The sequence below is a fragment of the Desulfurispirillum alkaliphilum genome, assembly GCF_055378285.1.
This window is the reverse complement of the sequence record NZ_AP042405.1, coordinates 1,843,753-1,867,422: the sequence shown is the minus strand read 5'-3', so window position 1 is coordinate 1,867,422 and position 23,670 is coordinate 1,843,753. Positions and strand designations below refer to the sequence as shown.

19 protein-coding genes are annotated in these 23,670 nt (G+C 55.8%); 12 read left to right on the top strand and 7 right to left on the bottom strand.

Annotated elements, in window-relative coordinates:
* Position 1 precedes the first annotated feature (1 nt).
* From hflK to ACZ46I_RS08335, 4 genes are all read right to left on the bottom strand, one after another.
* Positions 2–1,108, bottom strand: a complete 1,107-nt coding sequence (gene hflK, locus ACZ46I_RS08350; protein WP_013506387.1) for an FtsH protease activity modulator HflK — start codon at positions 1,106–1,108, stop codon at positions 2–4.
* On the bottom strand, positions 1,101–1,607 hold the full coding sequence (locus ACZ46I_RS08345) for an NUDIX hydrolase (protein ID WP_049871124.1): 507 nt from the start codon (positions 1,605–1,607) through the stop codon (positions 1,101–1,103). Before ACZ46I_RS08345 ends, hflK begins: the two co-directional genes overlap by 8 nt.
* A 107-nt stretch (positions 1,608–1,714) precedes the next feature.
* Positions 1,715–2,725, bottom strand: coding sequence for a DctP family TRAP transporter solute-binding subunit (locus ACZ46I_RS08340; protein WP_464280505.1), 1,011 nt, complete (start codon positions 2,723–2,725; stop codon positions 1,715–1,717).
* Positions 2,726–2,763: 38 nt separating this feature from the next.
* Positions 2,764–3,516 (bottom strand): LytR/AlgR family response regulator transcription factor, encoded by a 753-nt coding sequence (locus ACZ46I_RS08335; protein ID WP_013506390.1) that lies wholly within the window; start codon positions 3,514–3,516, stop codon positions 2,764–2,766.
* Positions 3,517–4,583: 1,067 nt separating this feature from the next.
* On the opposite strand from ACZ46I_RS08335, the gene ACZ46I_RS08330 reads away from it, so the two are divergent.
* The 10 genes from ACZ46I_RS08330 (at position 4,584) to ACZ46I_RS08285 (ending at position 14,651) form a co-directional block, all read left to right on the top strand.
* Entirely contained in the window at positions 4,584–5,528 is a 945-nt protein-coding gene (locus ACZ46I_RS08330; protein WP_013506391.1) for a mechanosensitive ion channel family protein, read from the top strand.
* A gap of 145 nt (positions 5,529–5,673) precedes the next feature.
* Positions 5,674–6,390 carry a phosphoribosylaminoimidazolesuccinocarboxamide synthase gene (gene purC, locus ACZ46I_RS08325; RefSeq protein ID WP_226507763.1) on the top strand — a complete coding sequence of 239 codons (717 nt, stop codon included), beginning with the start codon at positions 5,674–5,676 and terminating at the stop codon, positions 6,388–6,390.
* On the top strand, positions 6,390–6,638 hold the full coding sequence (purS, locus tag ACZ46I_RS08320) for a phosphoribosylformylglycinamidine synthase subunit PurS (protein WP_464280504.1): 249 nt from the start codon (positions 6,390–6,392) through the stop codon (positions 6,636–6,638). The genes purC and purS overlap by 1 nt, the downstream gene beginning before the upstream one ends.
* The gene (gene purQ, locus ACZ46I_RS08315; protein WP_464280503.1) at positions 6,635–7,300 is read left to right on the top strand and encodes a phosphoribosylformylglycinamidine synthase subunit PurQ; all 666 of its coding nucleotides are present in this window, start codon (positions 6,635–6,637) and stop codon (positions 7,298–7,300) included. Before purS ends, purQ begins: the two co-directional genes overlap by 4 nt.
* Positions 7,297–9,525, top strand: coding sequence for a phosphoribosylformylglycinamidine synthase subunit PurL (gene purL, locus ACZ46I_RS08310; RefSeq protein ID WP_464280502.1), 2,229 nt, complete (start codon positions 7,297–7,299; stop codon positions 9,523–9,525). Before purQ ends, purL begins: the two co-directional genes overlap by 4 nt.
* Before the next feature lie 302 nt (positions 9,526–9,827).
* The gene (locus ACZ46I_RS08305; protein WP_226507766.1) at positions 9,828–10,526 is read left to right on the top strand and encodes a cobalamin B12-binding domain-containing protein; all 699 of its coding nucleotides are present in this window, start codon (positions 9,828–9,830) and stop codon (positions 10,524–10,526) included.
* On the top strand, positions 10,523–11,659 hold the full coding sequence (locus ACZ46I_RS08300) for a sensor histidine kinase (protein ID WP_226507767.1): 1,137 nt from the start codon (positions 10,523–10,525) through the stop codon (positions 11,657–11,659). The genes ACZ46I_RS08305 and ACZ46I_RS08300 overlap by 4 nt, the downstream gene beginning before the upstream one ends.
* A 65-nt stretch (positions 11,660–11,724) precedes the next feature.
* Positions 11,725–12,216 (top strand): hypothetical protein, encoded by a 492-nt coding sequence (locus ACZ46I_RS08295; protein ID WP_464280501.1) that lies wholly within the window; start codon positions 11,725–11,727, stop codon positions 12,214–12,216.
* An 81-nt stretch (positions 12,217–12,297) separates the two neighbouring features.
* Entirely contained in the window at positions 12,298–13,746 is a 1,449-nt protein-coding gene (locus tag ACZ46I_RS08290; protein ID WP_226507768.1) for a response regulator, read from the top strand.
* Positions 13,747–14,219: 473 nt separating this feature from the next.
* The gene (locus tag ACZ46I_RS08285; protein WP_013506400.1) at positions 14,220–14,651 is read left to right on the top strand and encodes a rhodanese-like domain-containing protein; all 432 of its coding nucleotides are present in this window, start codon (positions 14,220–14,222) and stop codon (positions 14,649–14,651) included.
* Positions 14,652–14,757: 106 nt separating this feature from the next.
* On the opposite strand, the gene ACZ46I_RS08280 is transcribed toward ACZ46I_RS08285, so the two are convergent.
* Positions 14,758–17,376 (bottom strand): hypothetical protein, encoded by a 2,619-nt coding sequence (locus tag ACZ46I_RS08280; protein ID WP_464280500.1) that lies wholly within the window; start codon positions 17,374–17,376, stop codon positions 14,758–14,760.
* Between the two features lie 48 nt (positions 17,377–17,424).
* Entirely contained in the window at positions 17,425–20,220 is a 2,796-nt protein-coding gene (locus tag ACZ46I_RS08275) for a TonB-dependent receptor (RefSeq protein ID WP_464280499.1), read from the bottom strand.
* 473 nt (positions 20,221–20,693) lie between these two features.
* Between ACZ46I_RS08275 and ACZ46I_RS08270 the strand changes: the two genes are divergently transcribed.
* Complete coding sequence (locus ACZ46I_RS08270) at positions 20,694–21,209, top strand: RNA polymerase sigma factor (RefSeq protein WP_464280498.1); 516 nt, start codon at positions 20,694–20,696, stop codon at positions 21,207–21,209.
* On the top strand, positions 21,206–22,222 hold the full coding sequence (locus tag ACZ46I_RS08265; RefSeq protein ID WP_464280497.1) for a FecR family protein: 1,017 nt from the start codon (positions 21,206–21,208) through the stop codon (positions 22,220–22,222). Before ACZ46I_RS08270 ends, ACZ46I_RS08265 begins: the two co-directional genes overlap by 4 nt.
* A gap of 105 nt (positions 22,223–22,327) precedes the next feature.
* Here the strand turns inward: ACZ46I_RS08265 and ACZ46I_RS08260 are convergent, their stop codons facing one another.
* Positions 22,328–23,245 (bottom strand): YdcF family protein, encoded by a 918-nt coding sequence (locus ACZ46I_RS08260; RefSeq protein WP_464280496.1) that lies wholly within the window; start codon positions 23,243–23,245, stop codon positions 22,328–22,330.
* Positions 23,246–23,670 lie beyond the last annotated feature (425 nt).

The window sequence follows — 23,670 nt, the reverse complement described above, 5'->3', positions numbered from 1 at the left end:
CTTAATTGCGTGCCGATGGAGTGCGAACTCCATCAAGTGGCAGATAGGGCAGAACTCCGCTGCCGGCATCGCTGTCGATCAGGAAGAGCTTCGTCTTGGGAAGCGTCTCCTGCAGCGTGTCGAACATGAGGCGGTCGCGGGTTACCGCGGGGGCCAGCCTGTATTCACTTTCCATAGCCAGGAAACGGGCCACGTCACCACGGGCGCGCAGAATGCGCTCTTCACGGTAGGCGCTGGCAGCTTCCATAATCTGAGCGGCTTCACCACGCGCCTGGGGCAGGATCTGGTTGCGGTACCCCTGGGCCTGGTTGATAAACCGTTCGCGATCCTCACGGGCGCTGACAACTTCGCGGAAGGCGCCAGCAACCTGCTGGGGCGGCTGAACGTCATAGAGTTCAACGGACAGAATCTCCAGGCCAGCGCGATACTCATTCAGGGCCTTTTGCAGCTGCTCGCGAATATTCATCTGTATTTCAAATTTCCCCACGGTCAGGGCGTTGTCTATGGATTCACCACCCATAACTTCACGCACTGAGGAGGCTGCCGTGTTCTGCAGCGTCTGCAGGGAGTCGCGCACTTCAAACATATAGTCAATGATATCGCGGATGCGGAACTGAACAATGACTTTGACGTCGAGAATATTTTCATCGCCAGTCAGCATCAGGGACTCCTGCCCCACCGAAATAATGCGATCATCGCGCTGGCTGGCTGCGCTGCGGAAACCGATTTCCAGGCGCTGCACCGTGGTGACACTGGCCACATAGCGCCGCTCTATGGGATAGGGCAGGGTAATGTGAGGACCGGGACCCAGAGTACGGTCGTACTTTCCGAAGCGCAAAATCGCCGCCTGCTCCTCGGGCTTGAGTATCAGAATGCCTGTGGAAAGCCAGGCCAGCAGGATAACCACCAGCAGAATCACGGGCACTTTTTTGTCAAAATTGCCGGGAAACTTAAAGTCTTTGGGAAGGTTTACCTTGAAATTCCCGGGATTGAAACCTCCACCTCCGCCACCAGGGCCGGAGCCGCCGCCACCAAAGGGCGACTTGCGGTGCTTTTCCCACGGGTTGTTGTATTGGGAAAATACTTTTGAAAGAGCGAATTTAGACATGTTTCTCCTCAATGGTGTTATTCACTTCCGTCAGGAAGGTGGCCATCATTCTGGCCGTCGCGCCCCAAATGCGCTCCGAGCGGTACTGGAACACAGGGGAAATGATGCATTCCGAACCGTGCTCGAAATATTCCACAGGTACAGTATCAAGGTACAGGAAAAAATTCAATGGAACCCGGATAATGTACTCCACTTCTCGTGGATTCGGAGCAAAAGTCAGCGGTTCCTCCACAACGGCGAGATAGCAGTTGATGCGCGAGCAGGAGACATGGGCGAAGCCGATATCCACCAGGCCAGCCACACTGTCCTGGGGCACCGCGGCACCCATTTCCTCTTCGAACTCGCGCAGCGCGCACTGCAGCGGGTCCTCACCCGGCTCCAGGCGTCCTCCGGGAAAGGATATCTGCCGTGAGTGGTGATAGCCGTCAGCGGCGCGACGGATGAAAAGGACCTCGGAGGAAGTTCCATGGGCCAGCACGGGCAGAATGACCGATGCCACATTGCACTCCTGACTGTAAAAGCGAGGGCGCAATGGTCTGTTTTGTATTTTTCTCTGCAGGCGACTCAAAAGCGGTTTTTCGGAATATGCGCTAACGCAGGGAATATTCACGGATTGTACCCTGCCTCAAGAATATGCTGGTAGGCACGGGAATAGTGTCTTTGCAGGGCTGGCGTGGTTTTCAGCTGAATATTCTTGCGCCACAGATCCCGCACCCCCGGCGGGAGCGTGACTATCTGCACCCGTTCGTCCTGCTCGAGCAGAGAGACAAAGCGCTGCTCACGGGTGCCCACCAGGTAGTTGATATACTCAGTGGTTCTGGCTGCTGCCACATCAATGGCCTCCTGCATTTCCGGTGAGAGTGACTGGTAGTAGGATTCGCTCATGAGGAAGGTGTAGATCATCAGGCTGTGATAGCTGAGGGTCAGGTACGGCTGAATACCCATCAGATTTTCATCGTAATAATTGATAACGGTATTCTCAGCACCATTCACCACGCCAAGACGCAGCATCTGGGGCATCTGTAAAAAAGAGATCACCTTGGGATGAGCACCGAAATGCTCGTAGAGCAGCCCGGTGTTTTCCCCCGACATGACCCGGATGGAAAGGCCTTTGAGATCTTCTGGATAAACCACTTCGCGGATAGCGTTGGAAAAATGACGAAAGCCGTTGTCCCAGAATGCCAGCAGCCGCAGATCGTGCTCACGCAGCTTCTCCCGTACATAATCGCCATAGGGGCCTTCCAGCAGGCGATAGTAGGATTCGCGGTCCTCAAAGAGGAAAGGAAAATCCAGCACCGCCAGTTCCGGCACAAAGACGGAGAGCTTGGATGTGGTGGGCGCGATGAAGTGTATGGCATCGCGATTCAGCGCCTCAATTGCCTCCACATCGATATAGCGCGTCGACGAAGGATAGATTTCAATATTCACATCCTCGCCACCAGCGGTCTCACGCAATATCTGAGCGAAATAGGTGAAAGCTTCACCCTTGGGCGACTCCGGGTGCAGCACATGGGAGATGATCATGGGATACTTGCGGCTCTGCGCAGAAGGCTGGGGAGCGATAAACAGCCACATGAACAGCAGCATCAGGCACAGCGCCACCAGCGGCGTGCCCATGCGAGTGATCGGCTTCTGGCCGGAAAAAAGGGGCATATCTAATAATTGAGTATGTTTTTCAGGATTTTGACTTTGTCACGCCCTACCGCCAGGTTGGTCTTGGCCTTGTCGTCCATGCCCACCTGGAAGGAGCCGCTGAACCAGGGAATCAGCTCACGTACCCGATTGAGATTGATGATATGGGAGCGGTGAATGCGCAGGAAAAGCTTGTCGTCCAGAATTTTCTCGAGATTCTGCAGGGTGTGATTTGAGTAGTACATCTCCTCATGGGTATGGAACTCCGTCTTACCTACGGAAGCGCCGATCCAGTAAATTTCCTCCTGATCAATGACCTTGAGCTTGCCGCGGGACTCCACCACGATTTTGCGAATGCGGTTACCCGTCAGTTCACTCATGGCGCTGCGCAGCTGCTCGTGATAGATTTTTTTCTCCTCAAGGCGCCCCTTGGCGCGCTCCAGCGCCTGAAGGATACGCTCGTCATTATAGGGCTTCAGGATGTAATCGACAGCATTTACCTCAAAGGCTTTTATGGCATATTCGTCGTAGGCGGTGCAGAAAATGATCAGGGGGCGGTGAGCGTACTCCAGCAGCTCGGTAGCCACCTCAAAACCATTCATATCCGGAAGCTCTATGTCCAGAAAGACCACATCGGGTTTGAGCTTTTTGATGACATCAAGGCTTTTGAGACCATTCTGAACATCCGCCACCACCTCGACATTCTCGGCCTGCCGCAGGATATATTTAAGCTCGTCAACTGCGGGAGCTTCATCCTCCACTATAACCACTCTCATAGGAGACTCCTTTGCCAAAGCAATAGAATATGGATTTAAAAAAACTTATAACTCAAGTTTCGCATCTTGTTGTCTTAGGTTAAGGTGTTATCATTCTAACATTTATCGCGCGGAAACTGTATTGATTTTGAATGCTTGACTTATCTGGTATTCCACTTTTTGTTTCCGGATATTGCCCTTTTTGACCGCGCAAAAAGGGCGCAAAAACGCGCCCCCCGAACGCCCGTTTTTCCGGCTCGTTGGCTTGCCTGTTCTGGAGATCCGGCAGCAGGCTGCCCAAAGAGGCCCATCTGCTGCGTTGCCGGGCATCGCTCGTCACTGCGACGTACAGGGAGTACGCCTCCCTTCTCGCTTTGCCCGCGCCTTGCACCTGGGCCTCTTTGCGTTGCCTGACCGCTGCCTCCCTGCAGTGCTGCCGGACCACTCACTTCCTGTGAGTGTCCCTTCGGGTCTTGCCAGCCAGGCGTCGCACTCACCGGACGGGCTCAGGGGGGAACGGCCTGCTTCTGTCCCTCCCCCGTGTGCTGGCCCAGCCAGGACGCGCTGACTGTCAGGCTGCTGAAAAGCCTCACCTGCGGCGTTGCTCACCAATGCTCGTCGCTGCGACGTACAGGAAGTACGCCTCACTCCTCACCTTGCGTGCGCCTTGCACCTGAGAGCTTTTCAATTGCCTGCATAACGCGATGGACCCGCAGGGTTGACGCCACGAGGGCGGCAACCGCAAACCAAAAGCCACGGAGGGCGGTTGTTTGCGGTCCCCAGTTCCAGGCGAGCGGACGGCTGAAAAGGACAGCACTGGGGGTCGCTTCCCAGCCACTTTTGGCGACCCAAAAGTGGCAAAAGAAACTCATAAACAGGGTGAGGGCAATGTCAAGCGACGCAGTCTGTGCAGAACCATTTCCTCCATTTCAGCATGGCATGTGGGTCGGCGCCGACAACCTGCCGTTTCGGGGGTGCGAAACTTCAATTATAATATATATCAACTTTCCTCTTTTCAAGTTTCAATTCCATTTTTCTCCCCCTACGCCAGGATTCCTTTTTCCACTGAATGTGTTACACTGTCCCCCATGAGCTACTATTTCCTCACCTATCTTGGCGTCGTCGGCCTCAGCGGTGCCATTATCCTGTGGTGGGTTCGCAGTCGTGTACGCGCCATTGAAGATCAGCGCGCCACCCGCGTCGAAGACTTCCACCGTTTTGACGCCGTGCGCACCACCTCCCCCCATAAAAACCCTGTGCAGAAGGCGCGCAGCCGCGCCCTGGAAAGCATCGCCAACCGCTTTACCATCATCCGGCGCGTCCTGGTCGTCGGTATCTTCCTGGTATGGATCCTGGCGCTCATACTCCCCTTCCTGGGGCTGGTACCCGCCGCGGTTGTCTCCACCTTTGCCGCTGCCTTTGCCGTCATCCTTGGTATCGCCGCCAAGACCTTCGTGCAGAACTTCATCGCCGGCGTCGTCATCTCCTTTTCCAACCAGCTGCGCATCGGTGACACCGTCATTATGGACGGCAACTACGGCACCGTGGAAGATATCTCCATCACCCACACCGTCGTCAAAATCTGGGACTGGCGCCGCTACATTATCCCCAACAGCCGCATGCTGGAAAAAGAGTTCATCAACTACACCATCACCGACAGCTATATCTGGGCCCACATTGAATTCTGGGTCTCCTACGAAGCCGACCTGGAAGTGGTGGAAAAGGTGGCCCTGGAAATCGCCGAGCACAACCCCTACTCCTGCAAGGTGGAGCCGCCGAGCTTCTGGTACATGGGCCTTGACAAAGAGGGCGTCAAGTGCTGGCTGGCGGCCTGGGCCTCCCACCCTTCCGACGCCTGGAACCTGCGCTCCAACATGCGCTCTCAGCTGAAAAAAGAGCTGGAAGTTCTGGGTATTCACACCCACTTCCACCGTCACATGTGGGTGCCGGATGCCGGCCCGCAAACTGATCCCGCAGGCCAGCCGCATGGCAGTTCAGCATCAGTGGAAAAACCTATAATTTACACGGGATAGCCAGAGTTCATGCCATGGGCAAAACCCAGTGAACCTCCAGCGAAATCCATTGAGCCCGTGAGAGTTTCGTGGTAAAAATCCCTCTTCATTCCATCACCAGGATTTCCCGGAATAACCGTACAGTACATCAAATGGAGACAGCACCATGGAAAAGCGCGAAAAGCTCTACGAAGGCAAAGCCAAGATTCTCTACGCCACCGATGACCCCAACCTGATCATCCAGTACTTCAAGGATGACGCCACCGCATTCAATGCCGAAAAAAAGGGCACCATCATCAACAAGGGAATCATGAACAACCGCACCAGTGAAATCATCTTCAATTTCCTGGAGAACCATGGCGTCCCCACCCATTTTGTCAAAAAGCTCAACGACCGCGAAATGCTCTGCAAGAAGGTGCAGATCATCCCTGTGGAAGTCATCACCCGTAATATCGTGGCCGGTTCCCTGGCCAAGCGCCTGGGAAGCGAAGAGGGAGTCCCCCTGGCCAAGCCCGTGGTGGAACATTGCTACAAAAGTGATGAACTGGGCGACCCCTTCATCAACATCTACCACATCGACGCCATGGGCTGGGCCACCCGCGAACAGATGGCCACCATCGACGAGCTGTCCCTGAAAATCAACGCTCTGCTGGTCAACTACTACCGCGACATCAATATTAAGCTGGTGGACATGAAGCTGGAGTTTGGCGTGCACAAAGGCCAGATCATCCTGGCTGACGAAATGTGCCCCGACACCAGTCGCCTGTGGGACGCCACCACCAACGAGAAGATGGATAAAGACCGCTTTCGCCGCGACCTGGGTAAAATCGAGGAATCCTACGCTGAAGTGGTGCGCCGCATCGAAAGCCGGGGTGACAAGTAATGCTGGCTCGCGTCTATGTTACCCTGAAAAATGGCGTCCTGGATCCCCAGGGCAAGGCTATTCTCGGCTCCCTGCAGGATCTGGGATTTGAAGACGCCTCCGACGTTCGCGTCGGCAAATACATTGAAGTCAAGGTGAACGCCACCAGCGCCAGCGCCGCCAAAGAGCGGGTGGCCCAGATGTGCCAGAAGCTGCTGGCCAACACTGTCATTGAAAACTACCGCATTGAAGTGACGGAGGAATCATGAATGTTGGCGTAGTGGTCTTCCCCGGCTCCAACTGCGACCACGACTGTGACTATGCCGCCACCCTGGCCGGTGCCAACACCCGCTTTATCTGGCACAAGGAAGGCTCGGTGGGCAACGTGGACGCCATCATCCTGCCCGGTGGCTTCAGCTACGGCGACTACCTGCGCTGTGGCGCCATCGCCAAAAACAGCCCTGTTATGGCCGACGTCATCCGCTTCGCCTCGGAAGGACGCCCCGTCATCGGCATCTGCAACGGTTTCCAGATTCTGCTGGAAAGTGGCCTGCTGCCCGGAGCCCTCATGTGCAACAACACCCTCAAATTTCTTTGCAGAAACACCAGCCTGCGGGTGGAAACCACTCGCACCCCTTTCACCCGCAAGTATCGCCAGAGCCAGGTGATCAACGTGCCCGTGGCCCATCACGACGGCAGCTACTACGCCGATGAGCATACCCTGCAGTACCTGGACGCCCACGACATGGTGGTCTTCCGCTACCAGGACAATCCCAACGGCTCCCTGGGCGACATCGCCGGCATCTGCAACGAAAAAGGCAATGTGCTGGGCATGATGCCCCACCCCGAGCGCGTCGTCACCCCCGAGCTGGGTGGCACCGATGGCGCGCCCCTCTTTGAATCCCTCCGTGAATATGTGGTGAGCCTATGAGTGCCCAGGAAAAAACCGTCAGCGTTGAGCTGGCCATGGAATTCGGCCTGAGCCGCGAAGAGTACGACAAGATACTCCAGATCATGGGACGCACACCCACCCTCACCGAGCTGGGTATCTTCAGCGTCATGTGGAGCGAGCACTGCTCCTATAAATCCAGCCGCATCCACCTCAAGGGCTTCCCCACCGAAGCTCCCTGGGTGGTACAGGGCCCCGGCGAAAACGCCGGCGTCATTGACATCGGCGACGACGAGTGCGTGGCCTTCAAAATCGAGTCCCACAACCATCCCTCGTTCATCGAACCCCTGCAGGGCGCGGCCACCGGCGTGGGCGGCATTCTGCGCGACGTCTTCACCATGGGTGCGCGCCCCATCGCCGCCATGAACTCCCTGCGCTTTGGCGAGCTGGATAACCCCAAAAACCGTTACCTCTTCAGCGGCGTGGTCAAGGGTATCGGCTGGTACGGCAACTGTTTCGGCGTTCCCACCGTGGGCGGCGAAGTATACTTTGACGACCAGTACAGCACCAACCCCCTGGTCAACGCCTTTGCCCTGGGGTACGTGAAAAAGGACAAAATCTTCCTGGGCCGCGCCGACGGCGTGGGCAACCCCGTCATGTACGTGGGCGCCAAAACCGGTCGCGATGGCATCCATGGCGCCACCATGGCCTCCGCCGACTTTGACGAGAACTCCGAGGAGAAGCGCCCCACGGTTCAGGTGGGTGACCCCTTCACGGAAAAACTCCTGCTGGAAGCCTGCCTGGAGCTGATGCAGACCGATCATATTATCGGCATCCAGGACATGGGCGCCGCCGGACTCACCTCCAGCTCCTTTGAAATGGCCGACCGCGCCGGTATGGGCATTGAAATGTGGCTCGACAACATCCCCTGCCGCGAAGAGGGTATGACCCCCTACGAGATGATGCTCTCCGAGTCCCAGGAGCGCATGCTCATGGTGGTGCGCCAGGGCAGCGAAGACGCCGTCAAGGCCATCTTCGCCAAGTGGGATCTGGACGCCGAAGTGGTGGGCCGCGTCACCGACGATGGCCGCATGCGCATCATCTGGCAGGGCCAGACCATGGCCGACCTGGAAATCAAACCCCTGGTGGAAGCTGCCCCCATCTACGACCGCCCCTACAAGCGCGGGGCCTATCTGGATGAGGTGCAGAGCTTCGACTTTAACACCATCCACGCTCCCGCTGACCTCTCCGATACCCTGCTGCGCCTGCTGGGCTCTCCCACCATCGCCTCCAAGGAGTGGGTCTACCAGCAGTACGACCACCAGGTTCGCACCAACACCGTCATTCTGCCCGGCTCCGATGCCGCCCTCGTGCGCATCAAGGGCGGCAAGAAGGGCGTAGCCATGACCACCGACTGCAACAGCCGCTTCTGCTACCTCAACCCCTATGAGGGCGGCAAGGCCACGGTCGCCGAAGGCGCGCGCAATATCGCCTGCTCCGGTGCCAAACCACTGGCCATCTCCGACTGCCTCAACTTCGGCAACCCCCAGAAGCCCGAAACCATGTACCAGTTTGTGGAGTGCGTGCGGGGCATCAAGGACGCCTGCCGCGAGCTGAACATTCCCGTCATCAGCGGCAACGTCTCCCTCTACAACGAAACTTCCGGAAAGGGAGCCGTCTACCCCACCCCCACCGTCTCCACCGTAGGACTGATCGAAGACATTGACCTGCGCCTTACCCAGGACTTCAAACAGGCCGGTGACCACATCTTCCTGCTGGGAGCCACCCGCGAGGAGCTGGGCGGCAGCGAATACCTGAAGGTCATCCACGGCCTTATCACCGGTGACGCGCCCCATGTGGATCTGAAAGAAGCCCGCGCCCTGGTGGAAGTGCTGCAGCAGCTGGCCAGGCTTCGACTCCTGCAAAGCGCCCACGACTGCAGCGAGGGTGGACTGGCCGTAGCCCTGGCGGAGTGTTCCCTGAGCTCCCGGCAGCGCATTGGTTTCAGCGCCAGCCTGAGCCCCAGCATGCGCACTGACGCCCTGCTCTTCGGGGAAAGCCACTCCCGCGCCGTCGTCAGCGTCAGCCCTGAAAAACTCACCGCCTTCCGCGAAACCGTGGGCAAGCAGATTGCGTGCGTCCATATCGGCGTCGTTGGCGGCGACTCCATGAATATCCGCGTCGGCGAAGTTCCCATGATAAGTGTTCCCATGGAAAAAGCCTTGTACGCTTACAAGTACGCCATCCGCGATCTGATGGAGCAGTAAAAACGTTCCATTGCGCATAACATCCACAGCACCTCCCGGGTAATCACGGGAGGTGCTGTTTTTTTTTGCCACGTTCTCCTTTAACCCCTTGATGGGGGAAGCCGATTTGAGTTGAGAAAATTTCTTTCCCTTGCGAGAATGGCACAAAGGTAACACTGCGCTGGTATCAATCATGTTGTCACTCATTAGCCTGTTTTCAGGAGAGATCTTCGACAATACCGCCTGAATCCTACAGAGCAAGAGTTTGCAATGCGCTTTTCCTCCCTCCGACAGCCCTTTACACGGAGACGCCTGGTGCTGCTATGAATCCTCAAAACAACCCACACTCACCCATATCGCGTCAACCTGACGCCGTGATAATCCCGGAAACCAACTACCAGGCTTTCCTGAAAGTTTTGCTGCAGGGGGATCGCTCTTCCTGCCACACCCAGGTAGAGAGCATGCTGAGACAGGACACACCTATACGAGCCATCTATGTTGAGCTCTTTCAGCGTGCGCTTTATGAGGTCGGTGCCCTGTGGGAAGCCAACCGCATTTCCGTTGCCGTTGAGCATCTGGCTACTGCAATTGTGGAAAGCCTTCTCGGCACCATATACCCACGCCTCTTCGCAGCAGAGCGCACCGGCAGAAAAGCCGTCATTTCCTGCGTAGCTGGCGAATATCATCAAATCGGCGGGCGCATGGTTGCAGATACCTTTGAAATGTGTGGATGGGATGGATACTTCCTTGGAGCCAACACCCCCATGGAGGAGCTCTGCCACATCCTTCTTGAAAAAAAACCAAACATGCTGGCACTCTCCCTGAGTGTCTTCTTCAACCTGCATCACCTGCACACGGCCATTGCGAGGATCCGCACAGACATGCCCGAAATCCCCATCATTGTCGGCGGCCAGGCATTTCGCTGGGGCGGACGGGATATCGGGAGCACCTATTCCGGAGTGCGCTATATTCCCACCCTGCAGCATCTCGAAAGAGTACTGCACCAGGAGTACGCCCCATGAAACATGACATAGGCACCCCGCTGCTCCATCACATCATGGAGCGCAGCGCCATGGCAGTGCTGGTACTGGACCGCGAAGGACGTATTCTGGAAACAAATAGCTACGCGAAAAGCCTGGTAGGCCGTGACATCCTTCGCCTCTTCCTCTCGGAAGTCATACTGGACTTCTCCAGCACCTTCTGCCTGAAAAGCTGCCTCCAGAACAGTAAAGATTCTTACCTCCTCAACCTTCCTTCAATAGACGGTTTGGCCCACACTCTGTACTTTCGCTTTTACGAAGAAGCTGAATACATTCTTGCCATAGGTGAGCAGCATCACGAAGAAATCAACCTGCTGCGCAAAAACATGATTGACCTGAACCACGAGCTCGGCAATGCCAACCGGGACCTGCAAAAAAAACACGCTGAACTGGAAAAGCTCAATGAGTTAAAAAATCAGTTCCTCGGCATGGCGGCTCACGACTTGCGCAACCCCATCGGCACCATCATGACCTTGAGCGATTTTCTGTTGGAAGAGGCCTTTGAGCATCTGAGCAGCGAGCACATCCATTTCCTGACGATGATTCGTTCCTCAAGCGGCTTTATGCTGAATCTCCTCAATGACCTTCTTGACATAGCAAAGATTGAAGCAGGCAGGATGGGACTGAATATCACGCCCGTCAACCTGGAGACCCTTATTGAAAAAACCCTGGCTTTCCAGCGATTTCAGGCCCGTAAGAAGCGTGTCGAACTGGTTTTTTCCTGCTACGAACAGCACCCAATGGTACTCGCCGACAGCCTCAAGATTGAGCAGGTACTCCAGAATCTGCTGACCAACGCCATCAAGTTTTCTCCCCCGGAAGGGAAGGTCGCCGTCAATCTCTTTGGCAGCCAGGGACACCTGACGGTTGCAGTAACAGACCAAGGGCCAGGAATACCCGCAGATCAACTATCCAATATATTCAAGCCTTTTTCCCGCGATGTCCCCCCCGCTCCTGAAGGAGAAAAGGGTACGGGACTTGGACTCTCGATAGTACAGAAAATTATCCTGGCGCATCGGGGCAGTATCTGGGTGGAAAGCAAACCGGGAGAAGGAACGTCATTCCTTTTCGCACTGCAGGCGCAACCACACGAAGATGCCCCGACAACCCAATAGCCTGCTTGCCGGAATACCCTCCAGCAGCTGGCTCAAAATCAATTACCGCCGCATACGAGGTCATTGTGAAAAACCAGATGAACGCGCACGACTTACTGCAAGCAGCCAGACATATTCCGCCCCCATCGCAAGCCAGCGCTGAAGAGTACGCCAGTCTCTGCGAGATTCTTTCAGCCAGCGTGACCCGCTCCATGCTGAACTCTCCTCACATCGCGGAGCTGATCGGAGGCTCGGCACATCAGGATATGATGGCTGAAAACCATCGCAATCATGGGCTGTTTCTCTGTGTTCTCTTACGCCACTATCAGGCAGAGTACCTGGTAGACACTGTACTCTGGGTATACCGCGCTTATATGAGCCATGGATTCCAGCGCCTCTACTGGCAGGTGCAGCTGGAAACCTGGCAGAACATCCTACAGGAACACCTCAGCGACAAGGCATATCAAGAGATTTCCCCCATATACCAGTTCCTGCTGCATCACCAGGACGATTTCGCCCGACTGAGCCAGGAAGTGCATCAGGAAAGTACCAACTTCCACCGGGAGTTTCCAATCTGACACCCTCCTGTCTACCACCCCAGGGTGAATTGTCACTGCCTGGGCAAACACGCAACCATGAACACTCAAGGAGTACACCTGATGCCCGCAATACCTGAACCCGGAGACAGCACACTGCCTGCACTGTTCTCCATACTGTACGTGGAAGACGACCCATCCATTACCGTTCTCTATGAGCGCATGCTTCAGCACCTGGGCTTTCAGCGCATCCTGAGCGCGGCAGATGGAGAAGCCGGTCTGCACCTCTTTGAGCAGGCACGCCCCGATATTGTGCTTTCCGATATCATGATGCCCAAGATGGACGGCCTCGACATGGTGCAGCGCATCAAACACATCAGCCCTGAAACTCCCATCATCATGGCCACTGCCTTTAGTGAAAAAAACTTCCTTATGCGCTCCATTGAAATCGGCGTCGATCGCTATATCGTCAAGCCCATTGACCGTAAACAATTCGACTCCACCCTCCTGGGCGTATGCCGCACGCTTTATCAACAACGCGAAGCGGAAGAGTACGCGAAACGCAAGATTCAGATGCGTATCAACAAAGCCACCGCAAACACCCTGAGCGAAGTGGCGAATATCTTCCCCAACCCCACCATCATCTACGGAAGCAACGGTGAAATACACTTCATCAACGACGCCTTCACCATGATGTTCGAAAACACTGATCTGGAAATGCTGAGCAGCCGAAAAACAACCCTCGACCAGTTATTCCTGAAACGCCCTGGCTTCCTGAACAGCCTTGAAAGCTTCCACCCCGAAGATACCCTTGCAAATCGCGTCCTGGTGCGAAAAAATCACATAAACACCATTTACCAGGTCAACCGTCGTACCATCGTTCTGGGCGAAAACCAGGAGCACTGCCAGGTATTCAGTTTCACCAATGTCACCCGCCTTGAGTATGAAAAACATAAAAGCCAGAACCTGGCCCGCCTGCTGCGAGAGGCCATTAAAGTCCGTATGCCCGCCCAGAAGACCACCGCCACAGAAACCACACCCGCCAGCTCTGCCACACCCCTGCTCAGCAACGCTGAACTGGCGGTCCTGCGACGCAGCCACCTGCATAAAACCCCTGCCAGTGAATACATCAACGGCCTTGATGAAATTGTCATTGGTCAAGTGGAAGAGCTGGCGGAAGTAGACTTTGAATTAGAGGAGCACCTTATTGAGCTGGCGCGAACCCCCAATCGAGAATACCGGGAACTGATCGCAGCAGATATGGAAAAGTACGCCCGGGCCATGCGGCAGCTTGTGGACTTCAACGACCTGGCCTTCGCCCTTGAGCAACTGGGAGAACTCATTCGCTCCATTGCCCCCGAAGCCATCAACATCAACAAGTTTATCGTCCTTATGGACAGCGTCCGTAAAGATCTTGCCGACTGGCGACAGATGATCTTCATCACCCGTGAAGCCCTGGATATCCACTACCTTGACAGTTCGCTTTTCAGCTCCTGCCTGCAGATTCAACTGGATTTCGCGCCAGGTGACAGCGATGGCAATGACGGAACCGGCGACCTGGAGCTTTTTTAGCAGCATACGGAAATCATCGCCCTGACAGTACAGCTGCCTTCCCCTTGACGAAAAAATATTTACGGGTACTATCAGAGCAGTAGCCCAGGCGGTCAGAATGCACTTCCCTGCAACGGACCTCCCTTAGTGGCTGCGCCAATCACGTTCCCGGAGATGAGAAATTGCATGTCTGTTCATTTCACCAAGAGCCCCGCAAAGTGAATACGATTTAAAATGAGCAGATGGAGATGATCAAATAGATACAACCGTGATAATCGTGCTTGTCATGGCCATTATATGGTTTGACAGCATTGCCTCTTTGGTGGCCAGACACCTTTTTCGCCGCAACAACCGGAAAAAAGAAGACAAATAGGAATAAAGCGGCGGGAAGAACCCGCCGCTTTTTCTTTGGAGACACTGAGATCATTGACAGGGGCGACCGATTCCCCTAACTTCAGGCATGGCCAATCAAGCATATACCACAAGGAGAGCCTATGCCTCGCGTCCTTCTCATTTTCCTGACCATGGGTCTGTTTCTGCTCGCCAGTGCTGCCAGCGCCATGGCGCAGAACATACCTGAGCTCAACGCAGACGACATAAGAAAACGCCTTGGCGAGCCCGGTTTTGTCGTGGTGGACACCCGCACCAACCAGGAGTACCTCCGCGGACACATCACTGGCGCCATCAACATCAGCTCCCAGGAATCCCGAATGTACCGCGATATCGCCCGTTTCCTGCCCCAGGACAAAAACACGAGCCTCGTCTTCTACTGCCGTGGCGAAACCTGCAGCCTGGCACCCGACGCTGCCATGGCCGCCTTTCGCGCAGGTTACCGCCACGTCTACACCTATCGCGGCGGCTACCCCGACTGGCAGAGCAAAGGGTATCCGGTCAGCACCGCTGACAACAACACGATCCGCAACTGAAGTTTTCTTGCGTGGAGAGGCCACCTTCGACCCCTGATGGAGACTCGAAGGTGGCATTCAGTTTGCGCGCGTCACAGCTCCTGGAATCAGCCAGACCGTTCAGCACTCAATCCTTCCACGCGTTTGCTCTAATGAGGCAGCTGTCAAGAAACTGCCCCGTTTCCACAATGCGAAATGACCAATCAAAGTAATAGGCGTTTGGGTTGGGACCGGAACCAACGTATGACGCATACTGGTCACCCTCCGGCGGGGCGGGAATCCAGAAGCGCACAGCTGTGCCGGCCTCGGTGATGGTGTCGCCATTCTGGACACCCAGAATGCTCGGAGACGGGATAACCGCTGCCAGCTCTTCGTTCCTCACCACCAGCTGCAGGTCTGCGATGGTATAAGCCTGGCCCTGGCCGGCGGTCAAGCGGATATGCTCATCAATCGTCCAACCGCCTGCCTGATTCATCTCGATCAGGGTTGGAGTATTCTCTCTGCTCTGGCTTGCACAGGTGCCGCCGGTAGCACTTCCAACCGTTCCTTCGGGCAGGCTGTGGTTGTTCCATTGGTCATCTGCCAGTCGTAATACTATCTGCTCCCCATCAGCTTCTATTCTTTCCATCAGAACGCCGGGCCAGTTACCGTCCTCACGACTGTGAACGGTAAAGCTGAGGTACTGAGGCAAAGCTTCCTCCAGGCCATCGCTGGCCTCAACCTTGATGCGATACAAACCTGGTTGGTTAATGTTCTCCAAAGACGCCGCAGAATCTGGTTCAGTTCCTGATTCCAGTCTGCCCCACAAACTCAGCTCCGCGGTACTGGCCGCAGGCTGCTCCACAAGGGTCCAGTTGTAGTACAGCCGGTCACCATCCGGATCAAAGCCCCCCGCCAGCATGTTCACCGCCGGGAGAATCCCTCCCTCGGCAAGCACCACGGGTGAGTAGAGGCCCTGCTGACGAACTCGCCCCAATTGATGTAATTGAACACCACCATTGTGTGTAAAGCCAGGATTCAGCACGGGCGCATGGTTCTGTTCTTTCGCCAGAATCGTGGCGGTCTTCAATGAGGTGGCGTGATTCTGACGGCTTACCTGCCAGGGAACCGAGACGGCACCCTGGCTGTCGGTCACTGACAAGGCGGCAATGTAGGCACCGGGCACATCCGGGATAAATTCCGCCCGCGACATGGTGGCCGTACCATCAAGAAAGTCGGTGTTGCTGCCTACCGGCCTTTCAATCCAGCTCCACTGCCAGAAAATCTGGTCATCATCGGGGTCATATGAGTTGGTACCATCAAGCAGGACAACCTGTCCGGTCAAAGCAGTCGAAACGGGCACCACGACCTCTGCAACGGGCCTGGTATTTGCCAGACCGCCCACTGACGCCTGGAGGGTGATTTCCAGAGGTTCGCTGTCCTCGTGACCATCGTTGGCAACGATGCTGACCGTATAGGTACCAGGCGCCGCAATGATAATGCCCTGGGGGTTCCAGTTTAAGGGATCCGTATTGCCAGAAGGTTTTTCCAGCCAGGTGTAGGTGAAGGTCAGAGTATCGCCGTCGATATCATAGGCATCAAACCAGTCCACGAGGCGATGGATAACGTTTGCTTCCACATAAGTCGGTTTCGTATTGGCGACGAGAACTGGTCTGGTGTTGGGCGCATCCTCTGGTTTCGTGACAATGACCTTGGCAGTGGCTGGCTGGGAACGGGAGAGGCCATCATGGACGTGCAATTCAACATACCAGGTTCCAGCCATATCGGGAATAAAACTCGGAGTGGCGCTGCGAGCGTCGGTCAGTTCCATGACCTGCGACCCGGTTGGCACAATAGGAAAAGTCTCATATTCACCGACAAAGCGCCAGGAGTACGCAAGGTCGTCACCGTCGGCATCGGTACTGCCCGTGCCATCCAGGGTGACGGTTTCACCGCGATTGACACGATATACACGATCACTGCCTTCCTGTGTACCGCCCACATCGGCGACCGGGATAGCATTCACTGCGGATATGTCTATCTCGACATGTGCTGGCGCGCTGTAGGTATCGCCATGCCGTACAACCAGCGAAACGGTATAGGTGCCTTCGGCATCGGCCAGAAAGCGGGGGTTGACTGCGGTAAAATTATCCAGACTGGTGTCACTGGCAGCAGGCACTGTCAGGCTCCACGCATAGGTTAATTCGGCGGCATCACCGTCGGTAGGCGCTGCGCTGTGGCTGCCGTCCAGCTGCACCCAACCCAGGTAAGCGGTGGATGGAACCGGGGTGATGACCGCAACCGGTTCGGTATTCGTCGCATTGATGGTCTGGCGGGCATGGGTGCTGGCTCTGCTGTCCGCAACCTGTACATTGACCTCATAGGCTCCAGGCAGATCGGTGTACAGTTTGCGTATGGCATCATTCATACAGTCTGCGCTTTCGGCAGGCTGTTGCTCTTCTTCTCCTTCGCCGTCTTGCGATTCCTGCGCACTGTGCAGCTCAGACTCTTCGCACACCAGGGTGACGGTGCTGCCAACAGGCTGACTGAGCAGGGTCCAACTGTAGCTCAGGCTGTTGCCAACACCTGGCGTGCTGCCGCTGGCATCAAACAGGACGCTTTCGCCCATGGGCAGACTGGTGCGGTCGCTTGAGAGCACGGCGACAGGGTCTTCAGGAGTACTGCTGCTACTGCTGCCACAGGCACTCAGGAGCAGCAGACACAGGGTGGTGAGTACTATAAGGCCGGCAGACGCAGAATGATTCATGACATTGTCCTTTTTCGTTTGGGGTTATCAATAAACAGGAGCGGCTGGCTAAAAATGCAGGGTCATGCTCAGGCGGGCGGTGCGGCCTGGAGCAGGCACCAGACCCAGGCTGAGAGCATCGAGGTAATACTGGTCGGTGAGGTTGTCTATATTGAAATCCAGCGTTACCCACTCATTGGGCTGATAGCTGGCGAACAGGTCGTATACCTGATAGCTGTGCCACTGCACGGGGGCGGCAAACACCCCTCGAGTATCATTGTTATACTGCGGCTCCTGGTTGCGCTTTCCCATGAAGGTGCCACGCGCACCCAACTCCAGCTTTTCTGCAAACAGTCGAACTCCAAGCTCGGCGCTGGCATTGTGATTCGGGGGGATCATATTATTGACATAGCTGGCGCCAAGGCCATAGTCGGTGCACTTTTCGCGGCGACCTGTGCCCTCATGGCAGAGCTCGATTTCGGTATACCGGGTGGCGCTTACACCAGCAAAAAGCCATCTCAGATCGTATTTTGCCGATACCTCAAAACCATGAAAGCTCGCACTCTCGATATTGCGCAGACGGAACTCTTCACTCAGAGCGTATGGATTGCCCTCCCCGGCATTAATCATGGTGCGGGTAATGTAATCTTTCGTTGTGTTCTGAAAAGCGGCAAACTTCAGACGCACTCTATCTGAGCCGACGAAAACCCCGTCACGCAGCAGATTCACCCCCAGTTCCCTGCTTTCGGTTCGCTCAGGCTTGATGGGAATATCCGTTGCGGGCTGCACAGAGAAGCCGAGGCTGCTTTCAAACAGGCTGGGCATTCGCACACCACGGGCATAGCGCCCATAAAGCTGCAGGCCTGTGACAGGCTCCCAGGTCAGGCTGGCAAGTGGTGCTGTACCATGGTGGCTGTTCTCGAACTGGATATAGGTGGTCTCCGGATTGGACCTCTCCAGACACACTCCGTCTTCGTCAAACTCCAGACAGGTCACATTATCCCTGTAATGGCCGTCCCCCTCATGGGTCGCCAGAAGATTGCGGTCTTTGGATGTGAATGCGATGGAGCGAATTCCGGCATCAAGGGTCAGTGTTGGTGCAAACTGCCATTTGGTGGCGACAAAGGCACTGTACTCTTCGCGCCTGGCATCGCGCCCGTAGCGCACGTCCTCACTCTGCCAGGCACCGCCATAGCGCAACTGAAGATCATTCGCGCCATAAAAATCCATCGTGTTGGTGATATCAGCACCCCAGCGCTGGTACTCTTCAGGAATAGCCCAGCTTGTCAACGTCTCACCGATACTGCCCATCTCGTCATCTTCAAACTGATAGAGGCGATTGAGTGTCTCGGATCTGGTGAGCCAGATATTCAGCTTCATGTTGAGCCAGTCATGGTCGGGATCCCAGTGATAGCGACTGCTGTAGGTATCCGTTGTGACAACCGAGCCAACGGTCTGACGCACCGTGCCGAGCAATTGTGATGGCATGATTTCCCCGTGCGCACTCTCGTAACGCATGTAGCCAAGCTCCCAGCTTTGCGTTTCATCGATATGAAACAGGGCTTTGAAAAGCCAGGTCTGGTTTTCGAAGTTACTGTTCACGATCAGTTCTTCGCCCCGAAAACGTGTCAAGCCATGAACCTCTGCCTTTACCTCGGTTTCAAATGGATAACGGACGCTTGAAGTTTCCACCCAGGGAACAGGCCCGTGCTTGCCAGCATAATAGTTTCCCTGGCTGCGCTCGGCATAGGCTGCCACAAGGCTGCCCCAGTCAAAACGTCGGGCCAGGGCGACACTGCCGGCCCGACTGCGCAGGTCCAGCAAATCAGGGCGATTCATGCTTTCATCACTGGCAAAACTGTCACGCAGCTCCTGAATGCCGCCTGCACAGTCCGAGGTGTCACATTCATTGTTTTTGAGTGTAAACTCCCCCGAACCCACAAAGTACCCTGATGGCGTGCCGAGCTTTGCCGGGCTGCCAGAATTATTTCCCAGCAGACTGCCGCGCAGGCGAATGCCCCACACATTCCCGGGCTTGATAATGTCAGTCGCGTCAATGGTTCGCATAGTGACTGTCCCACCAGTAGCCCCAGCACCCTGAGCGTCCATGGTGGGTCCTTTATCAATGCGAATGCCTCCGATAAGATCAGGGTCCACATAACTGCGGCTGGAAACGCCAGCATAACCACGATAGACGGTGGTTTCCTGGCGCGCACCATCGACGATAACCGGAACGCGCCCCTGTCCCTGCATGCCGCGAATGTTGACGTCCAGACCCCCGCTGTTACGGTTTTCCCCGATAAGCACGCCGGTTTCTCCCTGGAAGATGTCACCGACAGAGGTGCCACGAAAGCGCTCAATATCGCGTCTGGTAATCACACTGACCGATGCCGGGGTGAGGTATGCCGCATCTTCCTCACGGGTGCCGCGCACATGCACCGGCTCCAGAGCGAAGCTTTCACGGTTGGGTGGCGACTGCAGCATGTCCGGTGTCGAAAGGACTTCATCAAAGGGAACTGCCGGAACCACAGGCTCAGCGGCAAACTCGAGGGTGACGACATTGCCGCCGTTGAGGCGCCAGTACAGCCCCGTCCCATCCAGCAGCTGCTCCAGAGCTTCACCGGCAGTGTGCAATCCACTGACTCCAGGTGAACGAAGACCCTCGACCATGCCGTCTTCCATGAAAATATCCATGCCCGTCGCCAGGGAGTACTGCAAAAGAGCGCTGCCCAGGGGCTGGGCAGCTATGGAGAAATGGAGGAAGGAGTCAAGGGGACTGTCCTGGGACCAGACGACGGTATTCAGGGTGATACCGATCAGGGCAATGACGCACATGCGCCGGATCACTGGTTGTAAAAAATGCATCTGCAGTTCTCTCCTGTCTGTTCGCTCACAGCTTGCTGAAATACCTCGAAAGATGCAGGCAATTGAAAAGTACTCAGATCCACAGCGCTCACGAAGCGCGGAATAAAGCGTACTCCCCGTACGTTGCCACCGCAGGTATCGCAGCAGGTGAGGGGTTTTCAAGAGCCTGAAAAAGGGCGCCGAACTGTCCCCTCTACCTGGTAAGACGGATGAGTGCCGTGGATGCATTACAGGCATGGAAAATTTATTTATTATTCCTCATTAATTTATATTGGCCAAACAATCAGCTGACTCGACGCCAATCGCCTTTTGCAACACATATTGCACCGATCCGGCATCAGCGACACCCCAAGCTACCAGCTGAAACACATGCACCCTTGACAAGAAATCACAAGAGTGCAATAAAGTTCACCAGATCTAACTCTATTGAAATGCAGCCAGACTGTGCCACTACCAGAACCCAGGGAAATTCAATGTCAGACCAGAGCCCCCAGGGGCTTTTCCGCGATTATCAGAAAGAGGTGTTCCGCTATTTCAACCTACGGGTTCGTGCAGCCGGAATCGCCGACGACCTGACCCAGGAAACCTTCCTGCGGTTGCTGCGCAGTTCCATACGAATTCTCAATCCCCAGGCGTATCTTCTGAAAATCGCCCGTAATGTTCTCATTGACTATTACCGGTCCAGCCGTACTCTTTCCCAGGAGGACATCAGCGAGGAGGAATGGGAAAATGCTGTGGGCAAAGCCCCCTCACCAGAGGAAGCCTATCTGACCCGCGAGGAACTGGAGACGGTGTTGCAGGCTATTGAGGAACTCCCACCCCGTGGGAAGCAGATTTTCGAGATGCATCGCCTGCAGGGGCTGAGCTACCAGGAAATAGCCCTGAGGACCGGCATTTCGCGCAATACCGTCATGGTCCATATCACCCGTGCCCTGGCACACTGCAAAAAACGACTGAACGCATACCGATCGCAGCGGGAGGAATCTTGAGAAACAGCACCTACTCTGAATCGCGGCTGACGCCGCACTCCCCGGCCATGGACTTTAGTGACACCGCCCATGGGCGTGAGGCGCTGGATGAAGAGGCCATTGCCTGGTTTGTACGACTGCGGGATGAAGGCACCACACATGAGGAGATCGTGGCCTGGAAATCCTGGATGAAAGAAGACCCCCGCCACGTGCGGGCGTGGCAGGAGACACTGCAGCTCTGGCAGGGCCTGGAGCCCGGGCACATCAGCCGTGGCACCCCGCTTTCCACGAACAGGCGGCGGTGGCAGGCGCGGAAACTTCTGCTGAGCGCCGCCGCCATCCTCATCCTCCTGACAGGCACAACATGTATCAGCCTGCTGCACCACCCCGGAGGGCTGGGATGCCTGACGGCAAGCCACTGTACCAGTGCCGGCGAAACTCGACAGGTACAGCTGGAGGATGGCTCCCTGGTGACCCTGGGCGCCGCCTCCGCCCTCAGGGTGCACTATGACTCCGGTAAACGCCTGGTACACCTGCGCCACGGCGAAGCCTACTTCGATGTTCAGCACGACCCGTTGCGACCTTTTGAGGTTCAGGCGTCACAGGGGAGCGTCCGTGTCGTGGGAACCAGCTTCAACCTTCGGCTCAAGCCACAGGGAGCCCAGGTCAGTGTTGCCAGCGGAAAGGTTGAGCTGAGTACCCACGGGCAGCAACTTGAGCTCACAACAGGACAGAGCGCCCAGTACACGGGCGCCCATCTGAGCAGGCTGCCCGAGAGTGATCCGGCCACCATCGGCCTGTGGCGTCAGGAACGGCTGCTGTTCCAGAGTACCCCGCTGGGAGAAGTACTGCGCGACCTGGATCGCTATCACCCAGCTCGTATCCTGGTTGATCCTGCAGTGGCATCCATGCCCGTCAGCGGGATCTTCAGCACCCGCAACCCCGAAGCCGCGCTGGAAACTATCATCAGCTCGCTTGCCCTGCGCGAAACCCGTTTTGGGAACCTGATTATCCGCATCGCACCAGCGGGATAATTCACCGTTGCACGGAAAGGAAAGTGCAGGACACTGCGCCGAAAAAGCAAAAAAACATGCTGATGCCAGCAGAGTGCGGGCAAGGAACCGGTTGATTTTCCGGGATCAGATGGCTCGCATTATCAACTGAGCCAGAAGCAGCAGAATCAGCAGCAGGAAGATAATGTCCACCGTTCTTTGAATGCTCATATTGCTGCCAGGAAAACGCGTTCGGTGGCGCGTCGATGAGATTCCCGGCACTCCATAGAGCCGTTCGATGGCAGAGAGTACGCGCCTTGCGGCTGCGGCCGTATTCGCCAGACGCTTATAGAGATACCAGAACAGCACCACCAGCACGACACTGACAAGGGTGCTGACGTACCCGAAGCCACCGCTTTGCGGAAAGCTCCCGAGAGCCAGATAGCCGAACAGAAAAAAGGCGCCCGCGATGGCCAGGTAAGAGATGTTATCGTAGTGCCGCAACTCATACCCAAGGCCCTCATACGAAGCAGTGGGGAAATTCCCAAGATCGAAATTCGCAACATCGACCCACTCGCGTCGAATTTTCTCAAGGGCCTTTTTTTCGTGGGCCTGCAACCTGACACGTTTTGCGGAATCAGTCGGATCACAGGCTTCCTGGTAGCTCAGCTCGTAGTCCTGGAGCACTCTGCCAAAGATAAACCTGGTCCTTGGCATATGAAATGCGGACGTGATGATGTGCACCCTTTCAATACCAGCAAGTGAAGTGAGGGCCCGGAGCACTCCGAAGGCATCCTCAAGGGTATTGGAGGATTTTGTGGAAGGCAGGATTCTGTCCGGGCTGACCCCCTGCCCGAGAAGGTACAGCGCCAGCAGCTTTCCATGGGGTGTTGCCGAGGTGTTGAAATGATCGCCAAATGCCCCTGTGGGAAGAACCAGGCAGTCAGCATGCGCTTTTACGTACTCTGCAGCTGCCTGGGCACGCAGAATCGCTGTTTCAGACAGCTCTCCCGCCTCATCATTTTCATTGCCCAGGAGTACCACAAGGGTTCGGAACTTTTCCATGACAGCGCCTCTTCAATGTTTTCTCTCTGAACCTGAGGTCTACTCGGTCGTCACGCGTAAAAGAAGTATGAAATCGGCAAGCAGAGCCGCGCGCAGCCATGATCGCATACGACGGTGAGAAATCATGGCGTTCAGGGTCCAGACCACCATGGCTCCTGTGATGGTTACCAGAAGACTCTCAGCAAGCGGCATGACTCCCCCTGCCACATCAAAGCGCGTTCACATGCGACGCAATACCCTGAGATTAATGATGTTATCAGAAAATACCGGCACGTCCTGCAGACGTCAAGGGGTTTCCGGGGAGTCGCCACTTTCCTGTGGTATTACCCTCTGCCCGCGTGAGCACGAACACCCCCAGGCTCCCTCGGACGTACATCTGGGACTTGTGTCTTATCCCTTTTCTGTGTCATGGTAAGAGCCAGCAA